Below are 25,067 nucleotides of genomic sequence, written 5' to 3'. Positions count from 1 at the left end.
GTTGCGGCTTGGTCGGCCTGACGGTATGTCCGTATTGTCCGATGGGTGAGTAATCCCGTACCGCCCCGTCAGAACCCCGACCAGCCCTGGCGGTCCGAGGGAGCGCCACCACCGCCACCGCCGCGCCGGAAGATGCCCGGCGGCTGGATCCGGCTGCTGCTCACCGCGCTGGCCGTCTTTCTGCTCGCCGAACTGCTGCTGAACTACTTCGGCGGCAAGGGCGGCACCACGGTGTCCTACACCGAGTTCAACAGCCAGCTCGGCAAGGGCAACATCACCAAGATCTACTCCAAGGGCGACGCGATCGAGGGCACCCTGAAGGCCGCCGCCCCCAAGCCGGACGGCGGCCGCGGGGACTACACCCAGTTCACCACCCAGCGCCCGGCCTTCGCCGACGACCAGCTCTGGACCACCCTCCAGCAGCAGAACGTCACCGTCACCGCCGAGCCCGTGGTCCAGCAACGCAGCTTCCTGGCCAACCTGCTGCTCTCGCTCGCCCCGATGCTGCTGCTGGTGCTGATCTGGGTGCTGGTGGCCCGGAAGATGGCCGGCGGGATGGGCGGTGCCGGCTTCGGCCGGAAGGCCCCGCCGAAGCCGGTCACCCCCGAGGACGGCAAGCGCACCACCTTCGCCGACGTGGCCGGCATCGACGAGGTCGAGGCCGAACTCACCGAGGTGGTCGACTTCCTGAAGAACCCGCAGGAGTACCGGAAGCTCGGCGCCAAGATGCCGCGTGGCGTCCTGCTGGCCGGGCCGCCCGGCACCGGCAAGACCCTGCTGGCGCGGGCCGTGGCCGGTGAGGCCGATGTGCCGTTCTTCTCCGCCTCCGCCTCCGAGTTCATCGAGATGATCGTCGGCGTCGGCGCCAGCCGGGTCCGCGAACTCTTCGCCGAGGCCCGGAAGGTGGCGCCCGCGATCATCTTCATCGACGAGATCGACACCATCGGCCGCCAGCGCGGCGGTGGCGGGGGGATGGGCGGCCACGACGAGCGGGAGCAGACGCTCAATCAGATCCTCACCGAGATGGACGGCTTCTCCGGCTCCGAGGGCGTGATCGTGATCGCGGCCACCAACCGGGCCGAGGTGCTCGACCAGGCGCTGCTGCGCCCCGGCCGCTTCGACCGCCGGATCACCGTCAGCCCGCCGGACCGGGAGGGCCGGGCCGCCATCCTGGCGATCCACAGCCGGACCGTCCCGCTCACGCCGGAGGTGGACCTGCGCCAGGTCGCCAGGATCACCCCCGGGATGACCGGCGCCGACCTGGCCAACCTGGTCAACGAGGCCGCCCTGCTCGCGGTCAAGCGCAAGCAGGACCAGGTCAACCCGACCGACCTCTCGGACGCCCTGGAGAAGGTCCAACTGGGTGCCGTCCGCCCGCTGGTGATGCCGCAACAGGAGCGCGAGCGGACCGCGTACCACGAGAGCGGGCACGCGCTGCTCGGCATGCTGCAGCCGGGCGCCGACCCGGTCCGCAAGATCACCATCGTGCCGCGCGGCCGGGCCCTGGGCGTCACGCTCTCCACCCCGGACACCGACCGGTACTCGTATACCGAGCCCTACCTGCGCGGCCGGATCATCGGCGCGCTCGGCGGGATGGCCGCCGAGCAGGTGGTCTACGGCGTGATCACCACCGGCGCGGAGAGCGACTTGGAGCAGGTCACCAACATCGCCCGCGGCATGGCAGGACGCTGGGGCATGAGCGAACGGGTGGGCAGGCTCACCGCCGTACCCAACGACACCCAGGGCGCGTACGGGCTCTCGGCCGCCCCCACCACGCTGGACGCGGTGGACGAGGAGACCCGGCGGATCGTCGCCGAGTGCTACGAGGACGCGCTCCGGCTGCTGAAGGAGCACCGGCCGCAGCTGGACGCGCTGGCCGCCGCGCTGCTGGAGGCGGAGACGCTGGACGAGGAGGCCGCGTACCGGGCGGCGGGGGTCGACCGGAAGGCGCTCGACCTGGCCTGAGGCAGAGGAGCGAGGGGGCGCGTCCGCTGCCGGGCGCGCCCCTTCGTCGTCGGATCGCGCTCAGTTCACCCGTTCGCCGACCACGTAGCGGAACACGTTGACCATCCGGACCGAGGCGTCCGGACGGACGAACGGGTGCAGCGCCTCCTCCAGCTCCTTCACCACCAGCGCCGACCCCGCCGCCGCCACCGCCGGGTCGAACAGCCCGGTCGAGAGCATCCCGCGGACCGCGCTGTCCAGATCGGGGTAGGCGAACGGACAGGTCACCCGGCCGCCCCCGGCCGGCCGCAGCCCGGCGGCGGCGAGCAGCCCCTCCAGCCGCCCGGGCGCGCCGAGCGCGAACGGGTCACGTCCTGGCGTACGCCCCGCCTGCCGCTGGGCGACCTCCAGCACGGCGGCGCTCTCGCATCGCTCCGGCGGCCCCCAGGAGGCCAGCACCAGCTGACCGCCCGTCAGGGTCCGCCGGGCGGCGGCGGCCACGAGTCGGCCGGGGGAGGGGGTGGTCTGCAACTGCTCGAAAACCGTGACCAGGGAGTGGGCCGACCGGGCGACGGACTGCGCCGTCCGGGGATCCTCCTGGACCTGCAACCGACGGCCCTGGGCCAGCTCGCGCAGCTCGGTGTCCGACTCCGTCCCGGCCACCTGGGCACCCCGCTCGGCGGCCAGCAGCAGGGCCAGTCCGGACCGGCAGCCGAAGCCCAGCAGAGACGTCGCCGGACCGACCTCCAACCGCTCGTAGACGGCCTGGTAGAGCGGGACGAGCATCCGCTCCTGGATCTCCGCCCAGTCCCTGGCCCGACTGTGCGGGCCGGTACATGCGGGTGTGTGTGATCGCTCCGAGGTCGTGCCGGTCACCTGCGCCGAAGCCATCGCGGCCTCCATCCGGTCCTTGGGTGCTCGTATGCCAATGCGCCCCCCAGAGTCCCGCCCCGAGACCAGCGAACAGCGCCCGGGCTCCGGCGTCCAGAGGTGTGCCGGGCGGTGTCCGCGCGCCGGGTCGGTGCGCCCCCGGCGCTCCCCCCACCGCTCGCGCACCGAAACGGATTCACAGTCAGGGCCCTCGGCCCCGTACCATCTGCCCCATGGCTAAGGCACCCGTTCTCACTCCTCAGGCGGACGACTTCCCGCGCTGGTACCAGGACCTCATCAACAAGGCCGAGCTGGCCGACAACGGTCCGGTGCGCGGCACCATGGTCATCCGACCGTACGGCTACGGCCTGTGGGAGCGGATGCAGCAGGAGATGGACGCGCGGATCAAGAAGGCAGGCGCGCAGAACGCCTACTTCCCGATGTTCATCCCGCAGTCCTACCTGACCAAGGAGGCGGAGCACGTCGAGGGCTTCGCCCCCGAGCTCGCCGTGGTCACCCACGGCGGCGGCAAGGAGCTCGACGAGCCCGTCGTGGTCCGGCCGACCTCCGAGACGATCATCAACGAGTACTTCTCCAAGTGGGTGCAGAGCCACCGCGACCTGCCCCTGCTGATCAACCAGTGGGCCAACGTGGTCCGCTGGGAGCTGCGCCCCCGGGTCTTCCTCCGCACCACCGAGTTCCTCTGGCAGGAGGGCCACACGGCCCACGCCACCTACGAGGACGCCCGCGCGTACGCCTCGATGATCCACACCGCCGTCTACGGCGACTTCATGACCAACGTGCTGGGCATCGACGTGGTGCTCGGCCGCAAGACCGCGAAGGAGCGCTTCGCGGGCGCCATCAACACCCTCACCCTCGAGGCCATGATGGGCGACGGCAAGGCGCTGCAGATGGGCACCAGCCACGAGCTGGGCCAGAACTTCGCCAAGGCCTTCAACACCACGTACCAGCTGCAGGGCGCCGAGCGCGAGTACGTCTGGCAGACCTCCTGGGGCGTCTCCACCCGGATGGTCGGCGGCCTGATCATGTCGCACGGCGACGACAACGGGCTGCGGGTGCCGCCGCGGCTGGCCGCCGTGCAGGCCGTGGTGCTCGCCATCAAGGGTGACGACGCGGTGCTGGCCAAGGTCCGCGAGATCGGCGCCCAGCTCGAGGCGGCCGGCATCCGGGTCGTGGTCGACGACAAGACCGACACCCCGTTCGGCCGCCGCGCCGTGGACTGGGAGCTCAAGGGCGTACCGCTGCGCATCGAGGTCGGCCCGCGCGACCTGGAGAACGGCACCGCGATGCTGGCCCGCCGCATCCCCGGCGGCAAGGAGCCGGTCTCGATCGACGGCCTGGCCGCGCTGCTGCCCGGCATCCTCGAGGAGGACCAGGAGCTGCTGCTCCGTCAGTCCCGCGAGCGTCGGATCTCCCGCACCGTCGAGGTCAAGAACCTGGACGAGGCCGTCGAGGCCGCCGCCACCGGCTGGGGCCGGATCTCCTGGGCCGAGCTCGGCCCGGCCGGCGAGGCCAAGCTGGCCGAGCAGGGCGTGTCGGTCCGCTGCATCGTCGCCGCCGACGGCTCGGTGCCGCTGACGGACGATCAGGAGGGCAACATCGCGATCGTGGCTCGCGCCTACTGATCGTGGCCGGACGTGATCGCGGTCCCGGCTTGATCGGGAGCATTCGCGATCGGTTCGGGCTCGGTTCGGGCTTTGTGAGTCATCGAGCACGACTAATGCGGTGTGATTGTTGTACCGCTGACTGACTGTCTGGTGAGACTACTGACCGGTCAACTCCCGGTCGTGCTGAACTAGCGGTACGGTGTACGGCCCGTGGCCCTGTCAATTTCGACACCGCCACGGGCCGTTCGCCGTAAGGGGGCAACCGCCTCCGAGGCGATTGCCGAGAGCCGGGCGAGGTTCGCCGGGCCCAAAGTTGCAGGGGGTTGGTCTTGCGTCAGATACGGGCAGCGCAATTCACGCGCGACAGCGCATTCCTGGGAGTTCGCTGGGAATTCCCGGAGAACCGGAACTCGCGGAACATCGGCGCTCACTGCATCGTTGGTCTAGCGTGAGCACGACACAGCCTCTCGTCCTCGCGGCCGAACTGGCCGCCGCCTGGAGTGACATCCAGGCCCACCACCAGGACCTCCCCGACCTCGCCTCGCCAGAGGCCCTGATCGGCGAGTCCTCCTCCGCCTGCGGCAGTCGGCTCGGCTTCGAGCGACTGCTGCACGAAGCCGCCCACGGCCTGGCCGCGGCCCGCGACATCCGTGACACCTCACGGGCCGGGCGCTACCACAACCGGCGCTTCCTGCTGCTCGCCTCCGAGCTCGGGCTGGCCCACCCGGTCGAACCGCACGCCAGCAGCGGCTTCTCCCAGGTGACCATGCTGACGGAGACTCAGGAGCGCTACTCGGGCACGATCGAGCGGCTCGACCGCGCGCTCGGCGCACACCACCTCGCCGTCAACGGCGAGGGTGGGCACCGCGCGTTCCGCGGCCCGGCGGCCCGGCACGGCTCCTCCGGTGGCGGGGTCCGGGTCAAGGCGATCTGCGGCTGCGGGCGCAACGTCCGGGTGGTGCCGTCGGTGCTCGCCCAGGCGTCGATCGTCTGCGGTGCCTGCCAGCAGCCGTTCCGGATCGCGTGACGGCAGCTCCGTTCTGCTCTCCTGCTGTTGCTGTTGTGCTTGCTGTTCTGTCCGAACCTGCCGTCCGTTGCCAGCGGGCTGTGTCGCACGTTCCGCACCACCTGTAGTGCTGAGACTCGGCTCAACCGAGGGCGGGGGCCCTCGGTCGGGCCGACCGGCGCGGTGTGGCAGAATGGACAGCTGAGTACTCGGCAGCCGAGCAGGACCCCTCTCTCCTACGGCTGGCGTGTCCCTTGAACGGCCGCCCCCGCAACCCCACGCGGTGGCAGCGGCCGCTCACCCACGTCAACACCAGGAGAACCCACTCCCGTGGCAGTCAAGATCAAGCTCAAGCGTCTCGGCAAGATTCGCTCCCCGCACTACCGCATCGTCGTCGCGGACTCGCGCACCAAGCGTGACGGTCGCGCCATCGAGGAGATCGGCATCTACCAGCCGACCTACAACCCCTCGAAGATCGAGGTCGACACCGACCGCGCCCAGTACTGGCTGTCCGTCGGCGCCCAGCCGACCGAGCCGGTCCTCGCCATCCTGAAGCTCACCGGCGACTGGCAGAAGTTCAAGGGCCTCCCGGCCCCGGCGCCGCTGCTGGTGGCCGAGCCCAAGGTCGAGGACTTCTCGCACCTCTTCGCGAAGGCCGTCGCCGGCTTCGAGGACAGCACCACCGGTGTTGCCATCACCCCGAAGGCCAAGAAGGCGGACAAGGCCGAGGCTGAGGCCGACGCCGCTTCCACCGAGGCCTGAGCGTGATCGAGGACGCCCTCGACCACTTGGTCAAGGGCATCGTCGAGCACCCCGACGAGGTGCAGGTGCGTTCGCGCAACCTGCGTCGGGGCAACACCATCGAGGTGCGCGTGCACCCCGATGACCTCGGCAAGGTGATCGGCCGGGGCGGCCGCACGGCCCGCGCTCTGCGCACCGTGGTCGGCGCCCTCGGCGGTCGCAACGTCCGGGTCGACCTGGTCGACGTGGACAGCATTCGCTGACGCTCGACCGTCAGGTTTCTGGGACCGGCCGGGACGCATGTCGTCCCGGCCGGTCCTTCTGCTTTCCCGAGACTTCCGCTCGGCTTCCCGCCAGTCACCGGTCTTTCGGCCCACCGGACCCAACGGACCGCCAGTACAGATTCAGGAGAACGATCACCGTGCAGCTCGTCGTCGGCAAGATCGGCCGTGCCCACGGCATCAAGGGGGACGTCAGCGTCGAGGTCCGTACCGACGAGCCCGAACTGCGGCTCGGGCCCGGCGCGGTCCTGCTCACCGACCCGGCCTCGGCCGGCCCGCTGACCATCGAATCGGGCAAGGTGCACAGCGGTCGGCTGCTGCTGCGCTTCGCGGGGGTGAACGACCGCAACGCCGCCGAGGCGCTGCGCGGCACCATGCTGATCGCGGAGATCGACCCGGAGGACCGGCCGGAGGACCCCGAGGAGTTCTACGACCACCAGCTGATCGGCCTGGACGTGGTGCTGCTCGACGGCACCCTGGTCGGCGAGCTCTCCGAGGTGGTTCACCTGCCGTACCAGGACCTGCTGACCGTCACCCGGCCGGACGGGACCGAGGTGCTGGTGCCGTTCGTCACCCGGATCGTGCCGACCATCGACCTGGAGAACCAGCGGGCGATCATCGACCCGCCGCCCGGGCTGATCGACCCGGCGGAGGCGGTGGTGGTCCGCTCGGACGACGCGGACGATGACGCTGACGCCGAGGACGCTGACGACGAGGGTGGCTCCGAGGGCGGTGCGCGCGGGTGAGTGAGATGCGGATCGACGTCGTCACGATCTTTCCGGAGTACCTGGAGCCGCTGAACGTTTCGCTGGTCGGCAAGGCGCGGGCGCGCGGGCAGCTCGACGTGCACCTGCACGACCTGCGGTCGTGGACCACGGACATCCACCGCACGGTCGACGACACCCCGTACGGCGGAGGGCCCGGCATGGTGATGAAGCCGGAGCCGTGGGGGGCGGCGCTGGACGCGGTGCTCGCCGAGGGGCCGGAGGGCGAGGTGCCGACCCTGGTGGTGCCGACACCGAGCGGGCGGCCGTTCACCCAGGAGCTGGCCCAGGAGCTGGCCGGACGGCCGTGGCTGGCCTTCGCTCCCGCGCGGTACGAGGGGATCGACCGCCGGGTGATCGAGGAGGCTGCCACCCGGATGCCGGTGGTCGAGGCTTCGATCGGTGACTACGTGCTGGCCGGCGGCGAGGTCGCGGTGCTGGTGATGGTCGAGGCGATCGCCCGACTGTTGCCTGGTGTCCTCGGCAACGCCGAGTCGCATCGGGACGACTCCTTCGCTCCCGGCGCGATGGCTGACCTGCTGGAGGGTCCCGTCTACACCAAGCCCGCCGAGTGGCGTGGGCGTGAGGTGCCGGAGGTGCTGCTCAGCGGCCACCACGGCAAGATCGCCCGCTGGCGGCGGGAGCAGGCGTTCGCCCGGACCCTGGCCAACCGGCCGGACCTGGTCGAGCGCTGGGAGCTCGGCGCCTTCGACAAGAAGGAGCGCGAGGCGCTCAGCATTCTGGGGCTCGCCTGGGACCAGAGCCTCGGCCGATTTCGGTCTGTGGCGGAAGCTGTGGAAGAATAGGCGACTGTTGTCTGCCGTCGGACCTTCCTCGCGGAGGTCGGTGGAGCGTTGCCCCCGCCACGGGGGGATCATCGCGAACCGAAGCGGCCCGCAGCACACCCTATTGTGACGAACTTCCGTGGGCGGCCCGTGGCGCCTGCGATGGAGAGCAACATGAGCAACAAGCTCGCTGCTGTCGACGCGGCTTCGCTGCGCGACGACATTCCGGCCTTCCGCGCTGGTGACACCCTGAAGGTTCACGTCCGGGTCATCGAGGGCAACCGCTCCCGTGTCCAGGTCTTCCAGGGCGTCGTCATCCGTCGCCACGGCGCCGGCATCGGTGAGACCTTCACCGTTCGCAAGGTGTCCTTCAACGTCGGCGTGGAGCGCACCTTCCCGGTGCACACCCCGGTCGTCGAGAAGATCGAGGTCGTGACCCGCGGTGCGGTTCGCCGCGCCAAGCTGTACTACCTGCGTGACCTCCGCGGCAAGGCCGCGAAGATCAAGGAGAAGCGCGACCGCTGATCCACTGACCCCGGCCTGGCCAGGGGTTCAGTACGCTCGGGTCGGTCGGAGTCCCTTCGGGATAGGCTCTGCCCCGATGAGCACGCAAGAACCAGTCGCGGACCGCGACGGCAGTGCCGCACCTCCGGGTGCGGACTCGCCGTCGCGGTCCGCGGTCGTTTCCGGTCCAGGTGCCGACGGGGTGCCCACCAGCGCGGCCCCGGCATACGAAGACGGAGCCTCTGCTGAACTCGGTGAACCAGACCGGTCCGCAGAGAAGGCCGAGCGGGCTGGGGGAGCAGGAGCGGCTGAGCAGGCCGACGAGGGCGACGCCGAGCCTCCGAGCCGGTGGTCCGCACGTGACCTCCTACGGATCGTCGCGGTCTGCGTCCTGATGCTGATGCTCGTCAATGCGTTCGTTGCCCGCCCGTTCGCGGTGCCGTCCGCCTCCATGGAGAACACGCTGCGACCGGGAGACCGGTTGGTGGTGAACCAACTCGCCTACTCGTTCGGCGGCCACATCCGCCGGGGCGAGGTGGTGGTATTCGACGGAACGGGCTCCTTCCTGCCTTACGCCGAGGAGACGCCGCCTGTGCGACGCTTCCTGTCGGCCGTGGGGCTCGGCTCCGGGAACGGCTCGGTGTACGTGAAGCGTGTGGTCGGCGTCGGGGGTGACCGGGTGACGTGCTGTGGGGTGGACGGGCGGCTCAAGGTCAACGGGGTGCCGTTGGACGAGTCGGCCTACCTTCACCCGGGTGACGCTCCATCGACGGTGTCGTTCGATGTGGTGGTCCCGGCCGGGAAGCTCTGGGTGATGGGGGATCACCGGAGCGACTCCCGGGACTCGCGGGATCACCTGGGGGAGCCGGGCGGTGGCTTTGTCCCCGAGAAGAGGGTGATCGGGCGGGCCGACTGGATCGTTTTCCCGATCGGTCACTGGACGTCGGTGGACCGGCCTGCGAGCTTCGCTGCGGTGGAGGGGACGGGTGGCCATGGGGGACAGAGGTAGAGCCAGGACCGTTACCGCCCCGGTGACCGTCGACGACGCGGCCGCTGTCCTCGTGACGCCGGCCGGCGGGACGAGGTCGAGAGCGACGGCGCCTCCTGCCCGAGGTCGGGCGGAGCGGCGGAGATCCGCTCGCCGGGCCGCTCGGCGCAGACGCCGGTCGCTGTTGCGCGAGATCCCGCTCATCGCCGTGGCCGCATTGCTGATAGCCCTGGTGCTCAAGACTTTCGCGGTGCAGGTCTTCGTGATCCCCTCGCCCTCGATGGAGCAGACCATCCTGATCGGCGACCGGGTGCTGGTGGACAAGCTGACGCCGTGGTTCGGAAGTCAGCCGAGCCGGGGCGAGATCGTGGTCTTCAAGGATCCGGGCGGCTGGCTTGAGCCCGTCCACAAGTCCGAGCAGGACAACTTCGTGCTGCGAGGCGCCAAGCAGGCACTCTCCTACGTCGGGCTGATGCCGTCGGATGACGAGCAGGACCTGATCAAGCGCGTGATCGGTGTGCCTGGCGACACCATCGAGTGCTGTGACGCCAACGGCCGACTGATGGTCAACGGCAAGCCGCTGGATGAGCCTTACCTCGCACCGGGGAACGTGCCGTCCAAGCAGCCGTTCAAAGTCACTGTCCCCGCAGGGCGGTTGTGGGTGATGGGGGATCACCGAGACCTCTCCGCCGACTCCCGCTACCACCTGACCGAGGCCGGCCAGGGCACCATCCCGATGGACAATGTGGTCGGCCGGGCCTTCCTGATCGCCTGGCCGGTGCAGCGGATCGGTCAACTCGATGTTCCCGCGGCCCTGTCGGCGCTTCCCGTGCGGAGCGAGGCGTTCGGGCGTAGCGTTCCGGGGGCGAGTGGATACCCGAGCGAGCCTGATCGGGCTAAATCGCCTGGCACTCAACCGGATCTTGCGGAACCTCCGCTCGTTATGGGTGTGTTGGGCGTCATCCCGCTCCTCGTGCGGCCCAGGCGCGCGCGGGTGCGGCGCGCGCCGCCCGCTGGTTGATTCGCCCGTCCCGCCGTGTGGGAGCGCGGGCGTCCTGGCCTGGAGTGGTAGAGAAGTGCTGGAGTGCTCGGTGTACGGTCCGATCGCCTCCGGAGGCTGTGCTGGTGTGCCGGCGTCAGATCGCCCCGTGACGGGCAGAGCTGATGTGGGCTGACGGTCGGTCACAGAGCGTGGTGCCCGCTGTGCGGCACTGTGAGCGCGGACGCGCGGGCGTCCGCACAGCAGGGAGGAGATGTTGTGGGGGATCTGGTGATCGGTGCCCGTTCCGGGGGTCCTGAGCCCGAGGGCGAAGGTGCCGAGCAGCTGGACGGCTCCGACGGGTCCGCGGACGCCGCTTCGGCGGCCTCGGCCGACGAGACGACAGGGAGTCCCAAGAAGAAGCCAAAGCAGCGTTCCTTCTGGAAGGAACTTCCGATCCTGGTCGGAATCGCGCTGATTCTGGCTCTGGTGATCAAGACCTTCTTCGTCCAGGCGTTTTCCATCCCCTCGGGATCGATGCAGAACACCCTGCAGATCGGCGACCGGGTGCTGGTCGACAAGCTGACACCGTGGTTCGGCGCCGAGCCGGAGCGCGGCGAGGTCGTGGTCTTCCACGACCCGGGCGGCTGGCTGAGCGACGAGCCGGCCCAGCAGAGCGACAACGCGTTCGTCCGCGGTGTGCAGGACGTACTCAGCTTTGTCGGACTGATGCCTTCGGCGAACGAGAAGGACCTGATCAAGCGGGTCATCGCGGTCGGCGGAGACACGGTCGAATGCCAGGGCACGGGGCCGGTCAAGGTGAACGGGAACGCGCTCGACGAGCCGTACATCTTCCCCGGCAACACCCCGTGCGGCGACAAGCCGTTCGGGCCGGTCCAGGTGCCGGACAACCGGATCTGGGTAATGGGTGACCACCGGGCCGACTCGCTCGACTCGCGTTTCCACCAGGACCAGCCCGGTGGCGGCACCGTGCCCGTGGACAACGTGGTCGGACGGGCCTTCGTGGTGGCCTGGCCGATCAGCAACTGGGCGACGCTGCCGGTGCCTGACACCTTCGACCAGAAGGGTCTCGCGGCCGCTGCACTGCCCTACGCGCCGCCTGCGGCTGGTGCGGCGATCGCACTGCCTGCGGTCTGGTGGCTGCGGCGCTACCGCCGCTGACCTCCCCGGCTGCTGCTGTTGAGGTGGCGCAGGGTCTTGCGCGGGCCGTGGTACTGGCGAGTAATCTGCTCGCACGTGCCACGGCCCGCCGGCTTTCCCGGACCCGCCGTGGCCCACCCGTGCGGGTCGCGGGTCGACCTGGAGGTGGCGGTTGTGAGCGACGTGATGACCCCGAGGGCTGCCCCGCCGCGTCCGGCGAAGGCCCGACGAAGCGTCGGGGCGCTGGCCCAGGGGCTGGTGATCGGGCTCGGCTTCGTGCTCCTGGTGGGCGCGTTCGGCGTGCTCGCCGTGCAGTACCGCCCCTACCGGATCCCGACCCAGTCGATGGCTCCGACCCTGACCATGGGTGACACGGTGCTGGCCCGGTCGGTCAGCGGTGACTCCGTGGGCCGAGGGGACGTCGTGGTCTTCCAGGACCAGCTCTGGGGCAACGCCCAGATGGTCAAGCGGGTGGTCGCGGTCGGTGGTGACACCGTGGTCTGCTGCGACGCGCAGCACCGGCTGATGGTGAACGACCACCCGATCGACGAGCCATACCTGGCAAAGCAGCAGCTCAACGACAAGCTGTTCACCACCGTCGTGCCGCCGGGGCGGCTCTTCCTGATGGGAGACAACCGGGATGCCTCGCTCGACTCCCGGAGCCACCTCGACCTGGCGGGCGGCACGGTGGCGACCACCGAGGTGCTCGGCCGGGTCGAGGGGACGGCCTGGCCTGCCGGTCGGGCCGGGCTGAGCGGGCGTACGGTGGCCTTCGACGGCCTGGCCGGCCCGACGGCCGCGAAGCCCGGACTGCTGGGGCCCGCCGTGATCACGATGGCCGCCGGCGCGGCGATGATCGTGCTGGCCTCGGCGGTGGGCGGGCTTGCCTCGCTGGTCCGACGGTTCCGGCGGAGCTGACCGGCGGTGGCAGCAGCAACAACAGCCGCGGCAGGAACGTCGGCGCGATCCGGGCGGTTGAGCGAGGGAGTCGGCGATGGCGGTGGAGCGGCGCCGGGCGGCGCGGGTTCTGCTGTTGGACGAGGCGGACCGGTTGCTGCTCTTCCGGGGCACGGATCCGGCGGTGCCAGGGGTGTTCTGGTGGTTCACCCCTGGCGGAGGAGCGGAGCCGGGCGAGGGGCTGCGTGCCGCGGCGTTGCGTGAGCTGGCCGAGGAGACCGGGCTGACCGGGGTGGAACTCGGGCCGGTGGTGGCGTACGACACGGTGTCCTTCTCCTATCTGGAGCAGCGGTTCGAGCAGGACCAGTGGTTCCATCTGGCGCGTACCCGTGAGACCGAACTGAGCGTGCCGGAGGAAGCCGCAGCCGATGAGCATGCCCAACTGCTGACGGCGCGATGGTGGACGGTGGCGGAACTTCGGGAGACCGACGAGACCGTCTACCCGGTCGAGCTGGCGGATCTGGTCGGGCTGCTACTGACGGACGGTCCGCCAGTACGGCCGGTACGGCTCTGCGGAAGGGCCGGGTGGTCCACAATGGGGTGGACGTATCGAGTTGAGGGGACGCCTGGATGAGTGCCGAAGACCTCGAGAAGTACGAGACCGAGATGGAGCTCAAGCTCTATCGGGAGTACCGGGATGTCGTCGGCCTGTTCAAATACGTGATCGAGACCGAGCGGCGTTTCTACCTCACGAACGACTACGAGCTCCAGGTGCACTCGGTGCAGGGGGAGGTCTTCTTCGAGGTGTCGATGGCGGACGCGTGGGTCTGGGACATGTACCGGCCGGCCCGGTTTGTCCGTAAGGTGCGGGTGCTGACCTTCAAGGACGTCAATATCGAGGAGCTGGCCAAGAGCGATCTCGAGCTGCCCTCGGACGACGCCTCCTTCGGTAACTGAGCGGGCAGGGGCAGCTGAGCCGTCCTCGCGAGGAGACGCTCTACCAGCTGCTGCTCCGATGTCCAGAGGTTGCTGAAAAAACCTCCCGCAAGGGTGATTCGGTTATCCACAACGCCTGAGTTATCCACAGAAATCACGAACTCCGGCCCGTTTTCGGACTGATACGACAGCCTCCTGGCACGGAGGTGATTGCCGTGCAGAGTTCCAACAACGGCCTCGGCCGCTACGGCGAAGAAGTCGCGGCCCGCTGGCTCACCGAGGGCGGGCTGCGAATCCTGGAGCGCAACTGGCGTTGCGCCGAAGGCGAGCTGGACATCATCGCGCTGGACGGGGACACGATCGCCGTCTGCGAGGTGAAGACCCGCTCCGAGCGAGGGTTCCAGCAGCCGAGCGAAGGCATCGACCAGACCAAGGCCGTGCGGCTGCGCCACCTGGCCGAGCGCTGGCTCGGTGAGCGCTGGCCCGAGCACTTCGCCCGGCTCGCCGACTCGGTCCAGGCAACGGGCGGGCTCCCCGTGCCGCTCCCGCAGGAGCAGGCAGCTGAGCCCGATCGCGGGAAAGCCCGCTCGGGCAGGAGCACGAGGAGCGGCAAGCAGGTCGTTGAGCCCACACCGGCTGTCCTTCCGGTGCCGTTGCCGCCCGGAGGCGTGCGGATCGACCTCGTCGCCGTGGTCAACCGCCTGAAGGGTGCCGCCTTGGTGGAGCACCTGCGCGGGGCGGTCTGAGATGGCCTTCGCGCGCACCTGTTCAGTCGCCCTGGTCGGGGTGGACGGAGTGGTGGTGGAGGTGCAGGCGGATCTTGAGCCTGGCCTCGCGACCTTCGCTCTGGTCGGTCTCCCCGACAAGGCACTCTCCGAGGCCAAGGACCGCGTTCGAGCCGCTGTCGTGAACAGCGGAGAGCCATGGCCGCAACGGAAACTGACGGTCGGTCTGAGCCCGGCCTCGGTCCCCAAAGGCGGCAGTGGCTTCGACCTCGCCGTCGCCTGCGCCGTACTGGCGGCCGCCGAGCGGCTCGATCCGGCCGCCATCGCCGACCTCCTGATCATCGGTGAGCTGGGGCTGGACGGTAGGGTCCGGCCGGTCCGGGGCGTGCTGCCCTCGGTGCTCGCGGCGGCCGACGCCGGGTACCGGCAGGTCATCGTCGCCGAGCAGACCGCGCCAGAGGCCGCACTGGTCCCGGACGTCTCGGTGCGGGGCGTCCGCAGTCTGCGCCAGCTGATCGCGATCCTCACCGGCGCCCCCGAGCCCGACGAGCCGCCCGACCGCGGCACGGGCCGCAGGGACCCGGCGCTGGCCGGGCTGATGCTGCCTGGCGCCGGAGTCAGAGGGCTCTCCGCAGAGCGGGCCGCCGAACTCGACCTGGCCGACGTGGCGGGCCAGCACCAGGCGCGCCGGGCCCTGGAGATCGCGGCCGCGGGTGGTCACCACCTGTTCCTGAAAGGCCCGCCCGGTGCCGGCAAGACCATGCTGGCCGAGCGGCTCCCGGCGCTGCTCCCGCCGCTGACCCAGGCCGAGTCCTTGGAAGTGACGGCCGTCCACTCGGTCGCAGGGCTGCTTCCGACCGATCGCCCACTGATCGACAGCCCTCCGTACTACGCGCCGCACCACTCGACCACCATGCCGGCGATCGTCGGAGGTGGCAGTGGCCTGCCCCGGCCGGGAGCGGTGTCGTTGGCGCACCGAGGCATTCTGTTCCTCGATGAAGCGCCCGAGTTTCCGGTACGGGTGCTCGACGCCCTGCGCCAGCCACTGGAGTCGGGCGAGGTGACCATCGCCCGCTCAGCCGGTTCGGTGCGGCTGCCGGCCCGCTTCCAGCTCTGCCTGGCGGCCAATCCGTGCCCTTGCGGACGCCATTCCCGCCGGGGTGAGGGCTGTGAATGCACCCCGACGATGGTGAGCCGCTATCAGAGCAGGCTCTCCGGGCCCCTGTTGGACCGGGTCGACCTCCAGGTCCAGGTGGAGCCGGTGACCAGAGCAGAGCTGATGGGGCAGGCGACCCGGGCCGAGGGCACCCGGGAGGTCGCGGGCAGGGTGCTGGCGGCCCGCGAGCGAGCTGCCGAGCGGCTGGCCGACACACCATGGCGAACCAACGCGGAGGTACCGGGCCACACGTTGCGTACGCGTTGGCAGTTGGCTCCGGGCGCGCTGGCTGACGCCGAACGGGATCTGGAGCGCGGCCTGTTGACCGCGCGCGGCCTGGACCGAGTGCTGCGTGTCGCCTGGACGGTGGCCGACCTGGCCGGGCGTCCGCAGCCCACCCGGGTCGATGTCCGTACGGCTCTGGTGCTGCGCACGGGCGTGCAGCGCGGTCTGCCGACCCGGGACACTGCCGTCCACCCTGACGAGGAGTCGGACGCGGACGTCGGCGGCGAGTTCTGACCGCAGGGTTCGGTCGTCGAGCGAGGAGCCTGTGCCGCTTCTCCGAGCGTCGGCCGTCCGATCTGCCGCCCAGCCCAGCCCGTCCAACCTGTCGTAACCGTGGAGGCGCAGGTGAACCGCAGTAACCCGACCCCGACAGCCCCCGCCAACTCGCGGGCCACACCGAGGACACGCCCGTCCGCACCAGCGGCGGCGGAGTCGACAGCCCACCCGGCGGCCGATGCCGAGCGCCGTGCCCGGGCCGCCCTCACCAGGCTGATCGAGCCCGGTGACGCTGTGATCGGCCGGTGGCTCAGCCAGGTCGGTGCGCCCACCCTGATCGAGGCGATTCACCGCCGCACCGTCCCGGGTTACCTCGACCTGGACGCCGACCGGCTCGGCGCCTACCGCGCCAGGCTCCCGCTGGTCGACATCGACGCGGACCTGGAACGGGTGGGTGCCGCCGGTGGCCGGTTCATCATTCCGGGCGACATCGAGTGGCCGTCCCAGCTCGATGACCTGGGCGACGGCCGCCCGATCGGCCTCTGGGTCCGTGGCACCGGTTCGCTGCGGATGCTCGCCCTGCGCTCGGTGGCCATGGTGGGCGCCCGGGCCTGTACCGCCTACGGCGCACACGTCGCGGGCGAGCTCTCGGCCCAACTGGCCGAGCGGGGCTGGGTGGTGGTCTCCGGCGCCGCATACGGCATCGACGCGGCAGCCCACCGGGGCGCGCTCGCGGTCGGCGGAGTCACCCTCGGCGTGCTGGCCTGCGGGGTGGACGTGGCCTACCCGGCCGGCAACTCGGAACTGATCGCCCGGATCGCCGCCCAGGGCCTGCTGCTCAGTGAGCTGCCACCCGGTGAGCACCCGAACCGGTTCCGCTTCGTGCTCCGCAATCGAGTGATAGCAGCTCTCACCCGGGGCACCGTGGTGGTCGAAGCCGCCATGCGCAGCGGGGCGCTGAGTACCGCCCGGCGGGCCCGGGACCTGAATCGCCACACCATGGGTGTGGCCGGCCCGGTGACCTCCGAGCTGTCGGCCGGGGTCCACGCGCTGATCCGCAGTGGTGGCGCCACGTTGGTAACCGACGCGGCCGAGATCGGTGAGCTGGTCGGCGCGATCGGGGACGACCTGGCGCCACGCCGGTCCGGTCCGGTACTCCCCAGAGACCTGCTGCCCCCGCCGGTGGCCCGGGTGCTGGAGGCCGTGCCCGCCTCGGCGGAGGGCGCGCCGGTGGATCGGCTGGCCCGGCAGGCGGGGCTCTCGCCGGACGAAGTCCTGCAGCGGCTCTACGAGTTGGGCTCGCTCGGCTTCGTCGAGAGATGTGGCGCGCACTGGCGGCTGGTGCGCAGCAGTCGAGCTCGGAAGGAGTGACGCCGAGGGGTCGGCGCGGAGAGCGCCACGCCGTGTGCACCACCGGTTCGGGGGACGACCGAGTGGCGGTAGCACTGCGCAGCGACTTGGTCACGCTACGCTCGCAGTGCCTTCCCTATCAGCACATGACTCGGCAGAACGGCGCAGACCAACGTATGCCCACACACATTCCCGGACACAGGGTGACCGGCGCCCTCCGGTCCTCGGGAGGGCCAGGGCCGGGGGCCGAGGCACGACCCGCCGCCGAGGCGCAGAGCAGAGCGCCGGGGGTGATGGGGGTGACCAGGCAAGCCGGTCGGGTGCGGTCCCGAAGTGCGGCGGAGGACGCTCCGGTCCAGGCGCCTTCCCGCACCCCGGCCGCTCGTCGCGAAGCCGAGGCGGCCAAGCCGTCGGCGTCAAGTGCGGCAAAGCCCGTTGTTGACGACCGGTCAGCTCTGGAGCTGCTATGGCGCTCGTACAAGGAGACCGGGGACGCCAGACTGCGGGAGCAACTGATCCTGCATTACTCACCGCTGGTCAAATATGTGGCAGGCCGGGTCGGAGTCGGTCTGCCGGCCAACGTGGAGCAGGCGGACTTCGTCTCCTCCGGGGTGTTCGGTCTGATTGACGCGATCGAGAAGTTCGACATCGAGCGCGCGATCAAGTTCGAGACCTATGCCATCAGCCGGATTCGCGGTGCGATCATCGACGAACTCCGCGCGCTGGACTGGATCCCACGCTCCGTCCGGCAGAAGGCGAAGGCGGTCGAGCGCACGTACGCGACCCTGGAAGCCAGGCTGCGCCGCACGCCGCACGAGCCCGAGGTCGCGGCGGAGATGGGGATCGCGATCGAGGAGCTGCACGCGATCTTCAGTCAGCTCTCGCTCGCCAACGTGGTGGCGTTGGACGAGTTGCTGCACCCGGCCGGGGAGGGTGGTGACCGGCTCAGCCTGATGGACACCCTGGAGGACACCGGCGCCGACAACCCCGTCGAGGTGGCGGAGGACCGGGAGCTGCGCCGCCTGCTCGCCACCGCGGTCAACACCCTGCCTGAACGCGAGAAGACCGTGGTGACCCTCTACTACTACGAGGGCCTCACGCTCGCCGAGATCGGCCAGGTGCTCGGCGTCACCGAGAGCAGGGTCAGCCAGATCCACACCAAATCGGTGATCCAGCTCCGCGCCAAGCTCTCCGAGGTCTGCTGACCGCCGTTCGGCCAAGCGCGCGGCCGGGGGTAGGGCGTACGTCGAGGTGAATGCGCCGGGGTGTTGCACCACACGCCCGGCGATTCCCATGGCGCCGTCCCGGAAGACCGTCGGGCTCCGTACAGTAGGAGCGTGCCGAAGATCCGGGCGGCCACGGTGGCCGAGCATCGTCAGCTGCAGCGCGCAGCGTTGCTCGATGCTGCCCGCACGCTGCTCACCGAGGGCGGCATGGAGGCGATGACCTTCCCCGCGCTCGCCGCGCGGGCCGGGCTGGCGCGCTCCTCGGTGTACGAGTACTTCCGTTCGCGCGCCGCCGTGATCGAGGAGCTGTGCGCGGTCGACTTCCCGCTCTGGGCGGCGGAGATCGAGGCGGGGATGGCGGCCTGCGACACCCCGCACGCCAAGGTCGAGGCCTACGTGCGCGGCCAGCTCGCGCTCGCCGCCGACCCTCGGCACCGCGCCGTCGTCGCGATCTCGGCGCTGGAACTCGACGAGGCCGCGCGGGACCGGATCAGGACCGCGCACCACTCCTTGGTGGATCTGGTGGTCCAGGCCCTGCAGGAGATCGGGCACGAGCAGCCCCGGGTGGCGGCCGCGCTGCTCCAAGGGGTGGTCGAGGCAGCCGTGCGCCAGGTCGAGCGGGCCGGCGCGGAGGGGGCCGGTTCGGTCTCCGACTCCGCAGTGTCGATGGTGCTGCACGGGCTCTGTCCCGCCCACCAGCTCGGCGCCGACGAGACGGCCCCGACGGTCACCGCCACCTGAGTCCCGAGCCGGGCCGAGTCACCGTCCCAACCCGATCCACCGTCACAGCCCGAGCCGCAGCCTGAGCTCGCGTCACCCGCCGTCCAGCGGCAGCAGCCTCGCCTGGCCGGTCCCCAGCAGGGCCAGCGGGTCCAGGTAGCGCTTCCCCCGGAGCAGCCCCCAGTGCAGGCAGCCCGTCGCGCAGTGCCCGACGCCGGTCGCCAGCACCCCGATCGGCTCGCCGCCCGCGACGGCCGTGCCGACCGGGAGGCTGCCGGTGACCGGCAGGTAGGTGGTGCGCAACGGGGGGTTCCCCGAGGCGGGGTGAGTCACCGTCACCACCGGCCGGCCCGCGACCATCCCGGTGAACGAGACGACCCCGGGTGCGGCGGCCCGTACCGTCGCCCCCACCGAGGCCGCCAGGTCCACGCCCCGGTGCCCCGCCGCCCAGCGCTCCGGTGGCGGGTCGAAGCGCTGGAGCAGTCCGCCGGGCCCGCCCACCGGCCAGGCGCGGCCAGGCCCCGGCCCGACTACAGGGGCGCCGGGCGGCCCCGCCACCCCGTGCAAGCCGCGCGCCCCGGAGGCCGGCGGTTGCGGCAGTCCGACCAACAGCAGCGCGGTGAGCAGCGCCACCAGCAGCACCACCACCCGCCGGTCCGGCGGATGCGGCGGCGGCCCGGCGTTCGGCCCGGCGCTCAGAGCGGGGGCGACGGCCGGCAGTGGCAGCGACAGCGGGAAGAGAGGAGTGCCCATGCCGAGCAGGCTTCCGACCGCCGTCGACAGCGGCCAGCACCCCGGTCGACCCTGTGGACAACCCGCTCCTGGGGACATCGGCGTTCCCTCGCGAGGGTGAATCCGCCAGGCGGTCCCCCCTTCCCCAGGCAGTGGACGAACCATCACCGCGAGCCCACGGCAAGCCCAAGGCAAAGCCCGCCACACGCCCAAACCGAGCCCGCCCCACCCCCGACCGACCGCGTCCACCCCACCCCGAACGGTCGGGGTCGCTCCCCGCTCGGGGCTTCCCGTACACTTCACACGCGACCCGGTCTGCCCGGGTCGACTTCGCACGCCCCGCCACCGGCGGCAGAGGTCACTCCGCGAGGGGTGCCGAGGCCCGTTCGGTGCGAGTGTCGCTCGGTCCGCCGAGCCTGGCGCGGTCAAGTCACCGCACAGGCACAGGTGGCTCGGCACGTCGGGGCGTCAGGCGTGACGGTCGCCCGACCGGCACGGAACAACCGAGAACACCCGGCACCCCGGGCCTCTACGGACGAAAGTACGTACGGGCCAGGCGCGCCGGGCAGAACACCGAGGAGCACGGCCATGGCCGTCGTCACGATGCGGGAGCTGCTTGAGAGCGGCGTCCACTTCGGTCACCAGACCCGTCGTTGGAACCCGAAGATGAAGCGCTTCATCTTCACGGAGCGCAACGGCATCTACATCATCGACCTCCTGCAGTCGCTGAACTACATCGACCGCGCTTTCGAGTTCGTCAAGGAGACGGTTGCCCACGGCGGCAGCGTCCTCTTCGTCGGTACCAAGAAGCAGGCCCAGGAGGCCATCGCCGAGCAGGCCACCCGCGTGGGCATGCCCTACGTGAACCAGCGCTGGCTCGGCGGCATGCTGACCAACTTCTCGACCGTCTACAAGCGCCTGCAGCGCCTCAAGGAGCTCGGCGAGATCGACTTCACGGATGTGGCCGGTTCCGGCCTCACCAAGAAGGAGCTCCTGGTCCTCCAGCGCGAGCACGACAAGCTGGAGAAGACCCTCGGCGGTATCCGCGACATGCAGCGCGTGCCCAGCGCCGTCTGGATCGTGGACACCAAGAAGGAGCACATCGCGGTTGGTGAGGCCCGCAAGCTTCACATCCCGGTCGTCGCGATCCTGGACACCAACTGCGACCCCGACGAGGTCGACTACAAGATCCCCGGCAACGACGACGCGATCCGCTCCGTCACCCTGCTGACCCGGGTCATCGCCGACGCCGTCGCCGAGGGCCTGAAGTCCCGCGCCGGTGTCGCCAAGGGCGACGTCAAGGCCGAGCCGGGTGCCGACCAGCCGCTGGCCGACTGGGAGAAGGACATCCTCGAGGGCGAGAAGAAGGCCGACGAGACCGTCGAGGCCCCCGCCGCCGAGGTCACCGAGGCTGCTGCCGAGACCGTGGAGGCCCCGGCCGCCGAGGTCGAGGCTCCGGCCGCCGAGGCCGAGCAGGCCTGACGTACCAAGGGTGAGGGGCACTCGCCGGTACGACACCGGTAAGTGCCCCTCTCTCCCGTGCCGGGGGCTGAACCCAGCCCGCCAGGCACCTCCCCACGCAGACACGCGAGACGCGAGAAGAGATTCACACCATGGCGAACATCTCCGCCGCGGACGTCAAGAAGCTCCGTGAGCTCACCGGCGCCGGCATGATGGACTGCAAGAAGGCGCTGGACGAGGCCGAGGGCGACGTCCAGAAGGCCGTCGAGCTGCTTCGTATCAAGGGCCAGAAGGGCGTTGCCAAGCGCGAGGGCCGCGACGCCTCCAACGGCGCCGTTGCCGCGCTCATCGCCGAGGGTGCCAAGTCCGGCGTCCTGGTCGAGCTGAACTGCGAGACCGACTTCGTCGCCAAGGGCGGCAAGTTCGTCGAGGTCGCCAACGCGATCGCCGCCCACGTGGCCGCCACCGCCCCGGCCGACCTGGAGACCGCGCTGGCCTCCGAGATCGCCGCCGGCCAGACCGTCCAGCAGTTCGTGGACGAGGCCAACGCGACCCTGGGCGAGAAGATCGTGTTCCGCCGCTTCGCGCAGTTCGACGGTGACGGCTTCGTCGGCGTCTACATGCACAAGTCGGACCCGGACCTCCCGCCGACCATCGGTGTCCTCGTCGAGCTCGACAAGGAGAACGCCGAGGTCGCCAAGGACGTCGCGCAGCACATCGCCGCCTTCGCGCCGAAGTACCTGTCCCGCGAGGACATCCCGGCCGAGGACATCGAGAACGAGCGTCGGGTCGCCGAGGCCACCGCGCGCGAGGAGGGCAAGCCCGAGGCTGCCCTGCCGAAGATCGTCGAGGGTCGCGTCACCGGCTTCGTCAAGGAGAACTCCGTTCTGGAGCAGGCCTTCGCGAAGGACAACAAGAAGACCGTCGCCAAGGTCCTCGAGGAGAACGGCGTCGCGCTCAAGCGCTTCGTCCGCTTCCGCGTCGGCGCCTGACCCACGTTCCGCAGCGCTTCCCGCCTAAGGTAGGAATCGCCCGGCCGCTCACCGGAGCGGCCAGGAACGCGCCGATCGGGCTCGACCAGCGCCAGGAAGTCAACGGGCGGGCCACGTCGGCACCATGAACGACGAGGAGGCCATTGCCGTGCAGGACACCGTACCGGTTCCCGCGGCAGTGGCCTCCTTGCGTGTACGCGCAGGTCAGGGGCCCGGCACTGCCCGCCGGTGGCCCCGCCTGTGAACCAGTAGGTGGAGAAGGAGATGTCCATGACGGAGACGCAGGAGACCGTGCAGGAGAGCAACCGTCGGCGGGTTCTGCTCAAGCTGTCCGGTGAGGCGTTCGCCGGTGGTGGCGGCCTCGGCGTCGACCCGGACGTCGTGCACAAGATCGCCCGCGAGATCGCCACGGTGGTCCGCGGCGGTACCGAGGTGGCCGTGGTGATCGGCGGCGGCAACTTCTTCCGCGGCGCCGAACTGCAGGTCCGCGGCATGGACCGGGCCCGCTCCGACTACATGGGCATGCTCGGCACCGTGATGAACTGCCTGGCGCTGCAGGACTTCCTGATCAAGGAAGGCATCGAGACCCGGGTCCAGACCGCCATCACGATGGGCCAGGTCGCGGAGCCGTACCTGCCGCTGCGGGCCGTCCGGCACCTGGAGAAGGGCCGCGTGGTCATCTTCGGCGCCGGAATGGGTATGCCGTACTTCTCCACCGACACCACCGCCGTGCAGCGCGCCCTGGAGATCCACGCCGAGGTGCTGCTGATGGGCAAGAACGGCGTCGACGGGGTGTACGACTCGGACCCGCGCACCAACCCCGAGGCGGTCAAGTTCGACTCCCTCGACTACAGCGAGGTCATCGCGCGGGACCTCAAGGTGGCCGACCTGACCGCGATCACGCTGTGCAAGGACAACGACCTGCCGATGCTGGTCTTCGAGCTGCTGGCGGAGGGCAATATCGCCCGCGCGGTGAACAGTGAGAAGATCGGCACACTCATCAGCCAGGATTCCGCCCGGGCCTGAGCAGTCGTCACCTGAGCAGCAATCAGCCGACCGGGGCATGCACCGGCCGGGACCACAGCAGATGAACGGGACAGGGAGCAGACAGTGACCGACGAGATCCTCCTCGAGGCCGAGGAGAAGATGGAGAAGGCCGTCGCGGTCGCCAAGGACGACTTCGCGGCGATCCGTACCGGCCGGGCGCACCCGGCCATGTTCGCCAAGATCTTCGCGGACTACTACGGCGCGCTGACGCCGATCAACCAGCTCGCCTCGTTCTCGGTGCCGGAGCCCCGGATGGCGGTGGTCTCGCCGTTCGACAAGACCGCGCTGAAGACCATCGAGACCGCGATCCGCGACTCCGACCTCGGCGTCAACCCGTCCAACGACGGCTCGATCATCCGCGTGGTGCTGCCGGTCCTCACCGAGGAGCGCCGCCGCGAGTACATCAAGCAGGCCCGCGGCAAGGGCGAGGACGCCAAGATCTCGATCCGGGCGATCCGCCGCAAGGCCAAGGACGCGATCGACAAGCTGGTCAAGGACAGCGAGATCGGCGAGGACGACGGCCGCCGCGCCGAGAAGGAGCTCGACGACACCACGGCGAAGTACGTGGCGCAGATCGACGAGCTGCTGAAGCACAAGGAAGCCGAGCTGCTCGAGGTCTGATGCACGACGCTTCCGGGCGCCGGTCTCCGGCGCCCGACTCCTCTGCTGCGGGTGACCTTGGACCCCAAACGGGTCACTCGCAGCAGCTCCCGGTGTACCGACCCGGCCCCTCGGCACAGACTCCTGTCATGCCGCACCATCCGACCCCGACGTCCGCCCCAGGGCAGGAGACAGCCGTGGCCCAGCCCGACCAGCAGCCCCGCAAGCAGCGCGGTGGCCGCAACCTCCAGGCCGCGATAGGGGTGGGGGTCGGTCTCGGCGCGGTGATCGTCGCCTCGCTGTTCGTGGTGAAGGTGCTCTTCCTCTTCGTGGTGGCCGCCGCGGTGCTGGTCGGCGTCTGGGAGCTGACCAGCCGGCTGGCCGAGCGCAAGGAGATCAGCACGCCGCTGGTCCCGCTGCTGGTGGGCAGCCTGGCGATGCTGGGCACGGGGTACTGGGCCGGCCCGCAGTGGGCGGCGGCGGCGCTGGCGCTGACCGGGCTCGCGGTGATGATCTGGCGGATGAGCGAGCCGCCGGAGAACTACCTGCGCGACATAACGGCAGGCATCTTCACCGCGTTCTACGTGCCGTTCCTGGCCACCTTCGTGGTGATGATGCTGGCGGCCGACGACGGCCCGCAGCGGATCCTGCTCTTCCTGATCGTCACCATCTGCAGTGACACCGGCGCCTACGCGGTCGGCTACAAGTTCGGGAAGAACAAGCTGGCCCCGACGATCAGCCCCGGCAAGACCCGGGAGGGGCTGGCCGGCGGCATCGGGCTCTCGATGATCGCGGGCGCGCTGCTGATGCAGTACGTGATCGACGACGGCACCTGGTGGCAGGGCCTGATCCTCGGTGGCTGCGCGGCGGTCACGGCGACGCTGGGCGACCTGGCCGAGTCGATGATCAAGCGTGACCTGGGCATCAAGGACATGGGGACGCTGCTGCCCGGCCACGGCGGCATCATGGACCGGCTCGACTCGCTGCTGCCGACCGCTCCGGTGGTCTGGCTGCTGCTGGCCGCCTTCGTCGGCAGCTGACTTCCTCGTAACGGCCCCTCCGACGGAGCCCCG

The 25,067-nt window shown here is 70.3% G+C and carries 26 protein-coding genes; 24 read left to right on the top strand and 2 right to left on the bottom strand.

Translation table 11 applies throughout. The features are described from left to right. Positions 1-45 precede the first annotated feature (45 nt). Positions 46-1,965, top strand: a complete 1,920-nt coding sequence (ftsH, locus tag F4556_RS11140) for an ATP-dependent zinc metalloprotease FtsH (protein ID WP_184913879.1) — start codon at positions 46-48, stop codon at positions 1,963-1,965. Positions 1,966-2,025: 60 nt separating this feature from the next. Here ftsH and F4556_RS11135 read toward each other — a convergent pair whose 3' ends face one another. Beyond that, a complete protein-coding gene (locus F4556_RS11135; protein ID WP_246510996.1) occupies positions 2,026-2,835 on the bottom strand; it encodes a class I SAM-dependent methyltransferase in 810 nt (269 codons plus the stop codon). A 212-nt stretch (positions 2,836-3,047) separates the two neighbouring features. Here F4556_RS11135 and proS point away from each other — a divergent pair, with 212 nt between their 5' ends. The 18 genes from proS (at position 3,048) to F4556_RS11045 (ending at position 19,183) form a co-directional block, all read left to right on the top strand. Beyond that, positions 3,048-4,460, top strand: coding sequence for a proline--tRNA ligase (gene proS / locus F4556_RS11130; protein WP_184913877.1), 1,413 nt, complete (start codon positions 3,048-3,050; stop codon positions 4,458-4,460). 430 nt (positions 4,461-4,890) lie between these two features. Then, positions 4,891-5,469: a hypothetical protein gene (locus tag F4556_RS11125; protein ID WP_184913875.1), complete on the top strand. Its 579-nt coding sequence runs from the start codon at positions 4,891-4,893 to the stop codon at positions 5,467-5,469. A 309-nt stretch (positions 5,470-5,778) separates the two neighbouring features. Beyond that, positions 5,779-6,210 carry a 30S ribosomal protein S16 gene (gene rpsP / locus F4556_RS11120; protein WP_184913873.1) on the top strand — a complete coding sequence of 144 codons (432 nt, stop codon included), beginning with the start codon at positions 5,779-5,781 and terminating at the stop codon, positions 6,208-6,210. A 2-nt stretch (positions 6,211-6,212) separates the two neighbouring features. Beyond that, entirely contained in the window at positions 6,213-6,452 is a 240-nt protein-coding gene (locus F4556_RS11115) for an RNA-binding protein (protein WP_030306741.1), read from the top strand. Positions 6,453-6,610: 158 nt separating this feature from the next. Further along, positions 6,611-7,216, top strand: a complete 606-nt coding sequence (gene rimM / locus F4556_RS11110) for a ribosome maturation factor RimM (RefSeq protein WP_184913871.1) — start codon at positions 6,611-6,613, stop codon at positions 7,214-7,216. 5 nt (positions 7,217-7,221) lie between these two features. Continuing rightward, positions 7,222-8,040 (top strand): tRNA (guanosine(37)-N1)-methyltransferase TrmD, encoded by an 819-nt coding sequence (gene trmD, locus F4556_RS11105; RefSeq protein ID WP_184913869.1) that lies wholly within the window; start codon positions 7,222-7,224, stop codon positions 8,038-8,040. Positions 8,041-8,193: 153 nt separating this feature from the next. Continuing rightward, on the top strand, positions 8,194-8,544 hold the full coding sequence (gene rplS, locus F4556_RS11100; protein WP_184913868.1) for a 50S ribosomal protein L19: 351 nt from the start codon (positions 8,194-8,196) through the stop codon (positions 8,542-8,544). A 181-nt stretch (positions 8,545-8,725) separates the two neighbouring features. Beyond that, entirely contained in the window at positions 8,726-9,532 is an 807-nt protein-coding gene (lepB, locus tag F4556_RS11095; protein WP_313068257.1) for a signal peptidase I, read from the top strand. 163 nt (positions 9,533-9,695) lie between these two features. Continuing rightward, entirely contained in the window at positions 9,696-10,532 is an 837-nt protein-coding gene (gene lepB, locus F4556_RS11090) for a signal peptidase I (RefSeq protein ID WP_313068256.1), read from the top strand. A 237-nt stretch (positions 10,533-10,769) separates the two neighbouring features. After that, the gene (gene lepB / locus F4556_RS11085; protein ID WP_184924501.1) at positions 10,770-11,672 is read left to right on the top strand and encodes a signal peptidase I; all 903 of its coding nucleotides are present in this window, start codon (positions 10,770-10,772) and stop codon (positions 11,670-11,672) included. 153 nt (positions 11,673-11,825) lie between these two features. Next, positions 11,826-12,569, top strand: a complete 744-nt coding sequence (gene lepB, locus F4556_RS11080; protein WP_313068255.1) for a signal peptidase I — start codon at positions 11,826-11,828, stop codon at positions 12,567-12,569. A 76-nt stretch (positions 12,570-12,645) separates the two neighbouring features. Next, positions 12,646-13,182 carry an NUDIX hydrolase gene (locus F4556_RS11075; RefSeq protein WP_184913864.1) on the top strand — a complete coding sequence of 179 codons (537 nt, stop codon included), beginning with the start codon at positions 12,646-12,648 and terminating at the stop codon, positions 13,180-13,182. Beyond that, on the top strand, positions 13,179-13,505 hold the full coding sequence (locus F4556_RS11070) for a DUF2469 domain-containing protein (protein WP_057232326.1): 327 nt from the start codon (positions 13,179-13,181) through the stop codon (positions 13,503-13,505). The genes F4556_RS11075 and F4556_RS11070 overlap by 4 nt, the downstream gene beginning before the upstream one ends. 194 nt (positions 13,506-13,699) lie before the next feature. Then, positions 13,700-14,230, top strand: coding sequence for a YraN family protein (locus F4556_RS11065; protein WP_313068254.1), 531 nt, complete (start codon positions 13,700-13,702; stop codon positions 14,228-14,230). A 1-nt stretch (position 14,231) separates the two neighbouring features. Further along, a complete protein-coding gene (locus F4556_RS11060; RefSeq protein ID WP_184913860.1) occupies positions 14,232-15,884 on the top strand; it encodes a YifB family Mg chelatase-like AAA ATPase in 1,653 nt (550 codons plus the stop codon). A gap of 111 nt (positions 15,885-15,995) precedes the next feature. Then, a complete protein-coding gene (gene dprA, locus F4556_RS11055; RefSeq protein ID WP_376775682.1) occupies positions 15,996-17,237 on the top strand; it encodes a DNA-processing protein DprA in 1,242 nt (413 codons plus the stop codon). Positions 17,238-17,509: 272 nt separating this feature from the next. Next, positions 17,510-18,421: an RNA polymerase sigma factor WhiG gene (gene whiG, locus F4556_RS11050; protein ID WP_376775786.1), complete on the top strand. Its 912-nt coding sequence runs from the start codon at positions 17,510-17,512 to the stop codon at positions 18,419-18,421. 132 nt (positions 18,422-18,553) lie between these two features. Continuing rightward, the gene (locus F4556_RS11045; protein WP_313068253.1) at positions 18,554-19,183 is read left to right on the top strand and encodes a TetR/AcrR family transcriptional regulator; all 630 of its coding nucleotides are present in this window, start codon (positions 18,554-18,556) and stop codon (positions 19,181-19,183) included. Positions 19,184-19,255: 72 nt separating this feature from the next. Here F4556_RS11045 and F4556_RS11040 read toward each other — a convergent pair whose 3' ends face one another. Then, entirely contained in the window at positions 19,256-19,915 is a 660-nt protein-coding gene (locus tag F4556_RS11040; RefSeq protein WP_184913856.1) for a murein hydrolase activator EnvC family protein, read from the bottom strand. Between the two features lie 567 nt (positions 19,916-20,482). On the opposite strand from F4556_RS11040, the gene rpsB reads away from it, so the two are divergent. From rpsB to F4556_RS11015, 5 genes are all read left to right on the top strand, one after another. Next, positions 20,483-21,376, top strand: a complete 894-nt coding sequence (gene rpsB / locus F4556_RS11035) for a 30S ribosomal protein S2 (RefSeq protein WP_184913854.1) — start codon at positions 20,483-20,485, stop codon at positions 21,374-21,376. Positions 21,377-21,507: 131 nt separating this feature from the next. Then, positions 21,508-22,347 carry a translation elongation factor Ts gene (gene tsf, locus F4556_RS11030; protein WP_184913852.1) on the top strand — a complete coding sequence of 280 codons (840 nt, stop codon included), beginning with the start codon at positions 21,508-21,510 and terminating at the stop codon, positions 22,345-22,347. Between the two features lie 270 nt (positions 22,348-22,617). Continuing rightward, on the top strand, positions 22,618-23,373 hold the full coding sequence (pyrH, locus tag F4556_RS11025) for a UMP kinase (RefSeq protein WP_184913850.1): 756 nt from the start codon (positions 22,618-22,620) through the stop codon (positions 23,371-23,373). Positions 23,374-23,457: 84 nt separating this feature from the next. Further along, on the top strand, positions 23,458-24,015 hold the full coding sequence (frr, locus tag F4556_RS11020; RefSeq protein WP_184913848.1) for a ribosome recycling factor: 558 nt from the start codon (positions 23,458-23,460) through the stop codon (positions 24,013-24,015). Next, entirely contained in the window at positions 24,015-25,034 is a 1,020-nt protein-coding gene (locus F4556_RS11015) for a phosphatidate cytidylyltransferase (protein ID WP_376775681.1), read from the top strand. Before frr ends, F4556_RS11015 begins: the two co-directional genes overlap by 1 nt. Positions 25,035-25,067: the final 33 nt, after the last annotated feature.

The organism is Kitasatospora gansuensis (assembly GCF_014203705.1).
Lineage (GTDB): Bacteria > Actinomycetota > Actinomycetes > Streptomycetales > Streptomycetaceae > Kitasatospora > Kitasatospora gansuensis.
This window is presented reverse-complemented; position numbering and strand designations above follow the sequence as displayed.

Excerpts from the sequence above, each read along its gene's own strand:
- F4556_RS11135 (WP_246510996.1), bottom strand. The coding sequence starts at position 2,835 with ATGGCTTCGGCGCAGGTGACCGGCACGACCTCGGAGCGATCACACACA.
- proS (WP_184913877.1), top strand. The coding sequence starts at position 3,048 with ATGGCTAAGGCACCCGTTCTCACTCCTCAGGCGGACGACTTCCCGCGC.
- trmD (WP_184913869.1), top strand. The coding sequence starts at position 7,222 with ATGCGGATCGACGTCGTCACGATCTTTCCGGAGTACCTGGAGCCGCTG.
- rplS (WP_184913868.1), top strand. The coding sequence starts at position 8,194 with ATGAGCAACAAGCTCGCTGCTGTCGACGCGGCTTCGCTGCGCGACGAC.
- F4556_RS11075 (WP_184913864.1), top strand. The coding sequence starts at position 12,646 with ATGGCGGTGGAGCGGCGCCGGGCGGCGCGGGTTCTGCTGTTGGACGAG.
- F4556_RS11070 (WP_057232326.1), top strand. The coding sequence starts at position 13,179 with ATGAGTGCCGAAGACCTCGAGAAGTACGAGACCGAGATGGAGCTCAAG.
- F4556_RS11060 (WP_184913860.1), top strand. The coding sequence starts at position 14,232 with ATGGCCTTCGCGCGCACCTGTTCAGTCGCCCTGGTCGGGGTGGACGGA.
- whiG (WP_376775786.1), top strand. The coding sequence starts at position 17,510 with ATGGGGGTGACCAGGCAAGCCGGTCGGGTGCGGTCCCGAAGTGCGGCG.
- F4556_RS11040 (WP_184913856.1), bottom strand. The coding sequence starts at position 19,915 with ATGGGCACTCCTCTCTTCCCGCTGTCGCTGCCACTGCCGGCCGTCGCC.
- rpsB (WP_184913854.1), top strand. The coding sequence starts at position 20,483 with ATGGCCGTCGTCACGATGCGGGAGCTGCTTGAGAGCGGCGTCCACTTC.
- tsf (WP_184913852.1), top strand. The coding sequence starts at position 21,508 with ATGGCGAACATCTCCGCCGCGGACGTCAAGAAGCTCCGTGAGCTCACC.
- pyrH (WP_184913850.1), top strand. The coding sequence starts at position 22,618 with ATGACGGAGACGCAGGAGACCGTGCAGGAGAGCAACCGTCGGCGGGTT.
- F4556_RS11015 (WP_376775681.1), top strand. The coding sequence starts at position 24,015 with ATGCACGACGCTTCCGGGCGCCGGTCTCCGGCGCCCGACTCCTCTGCT.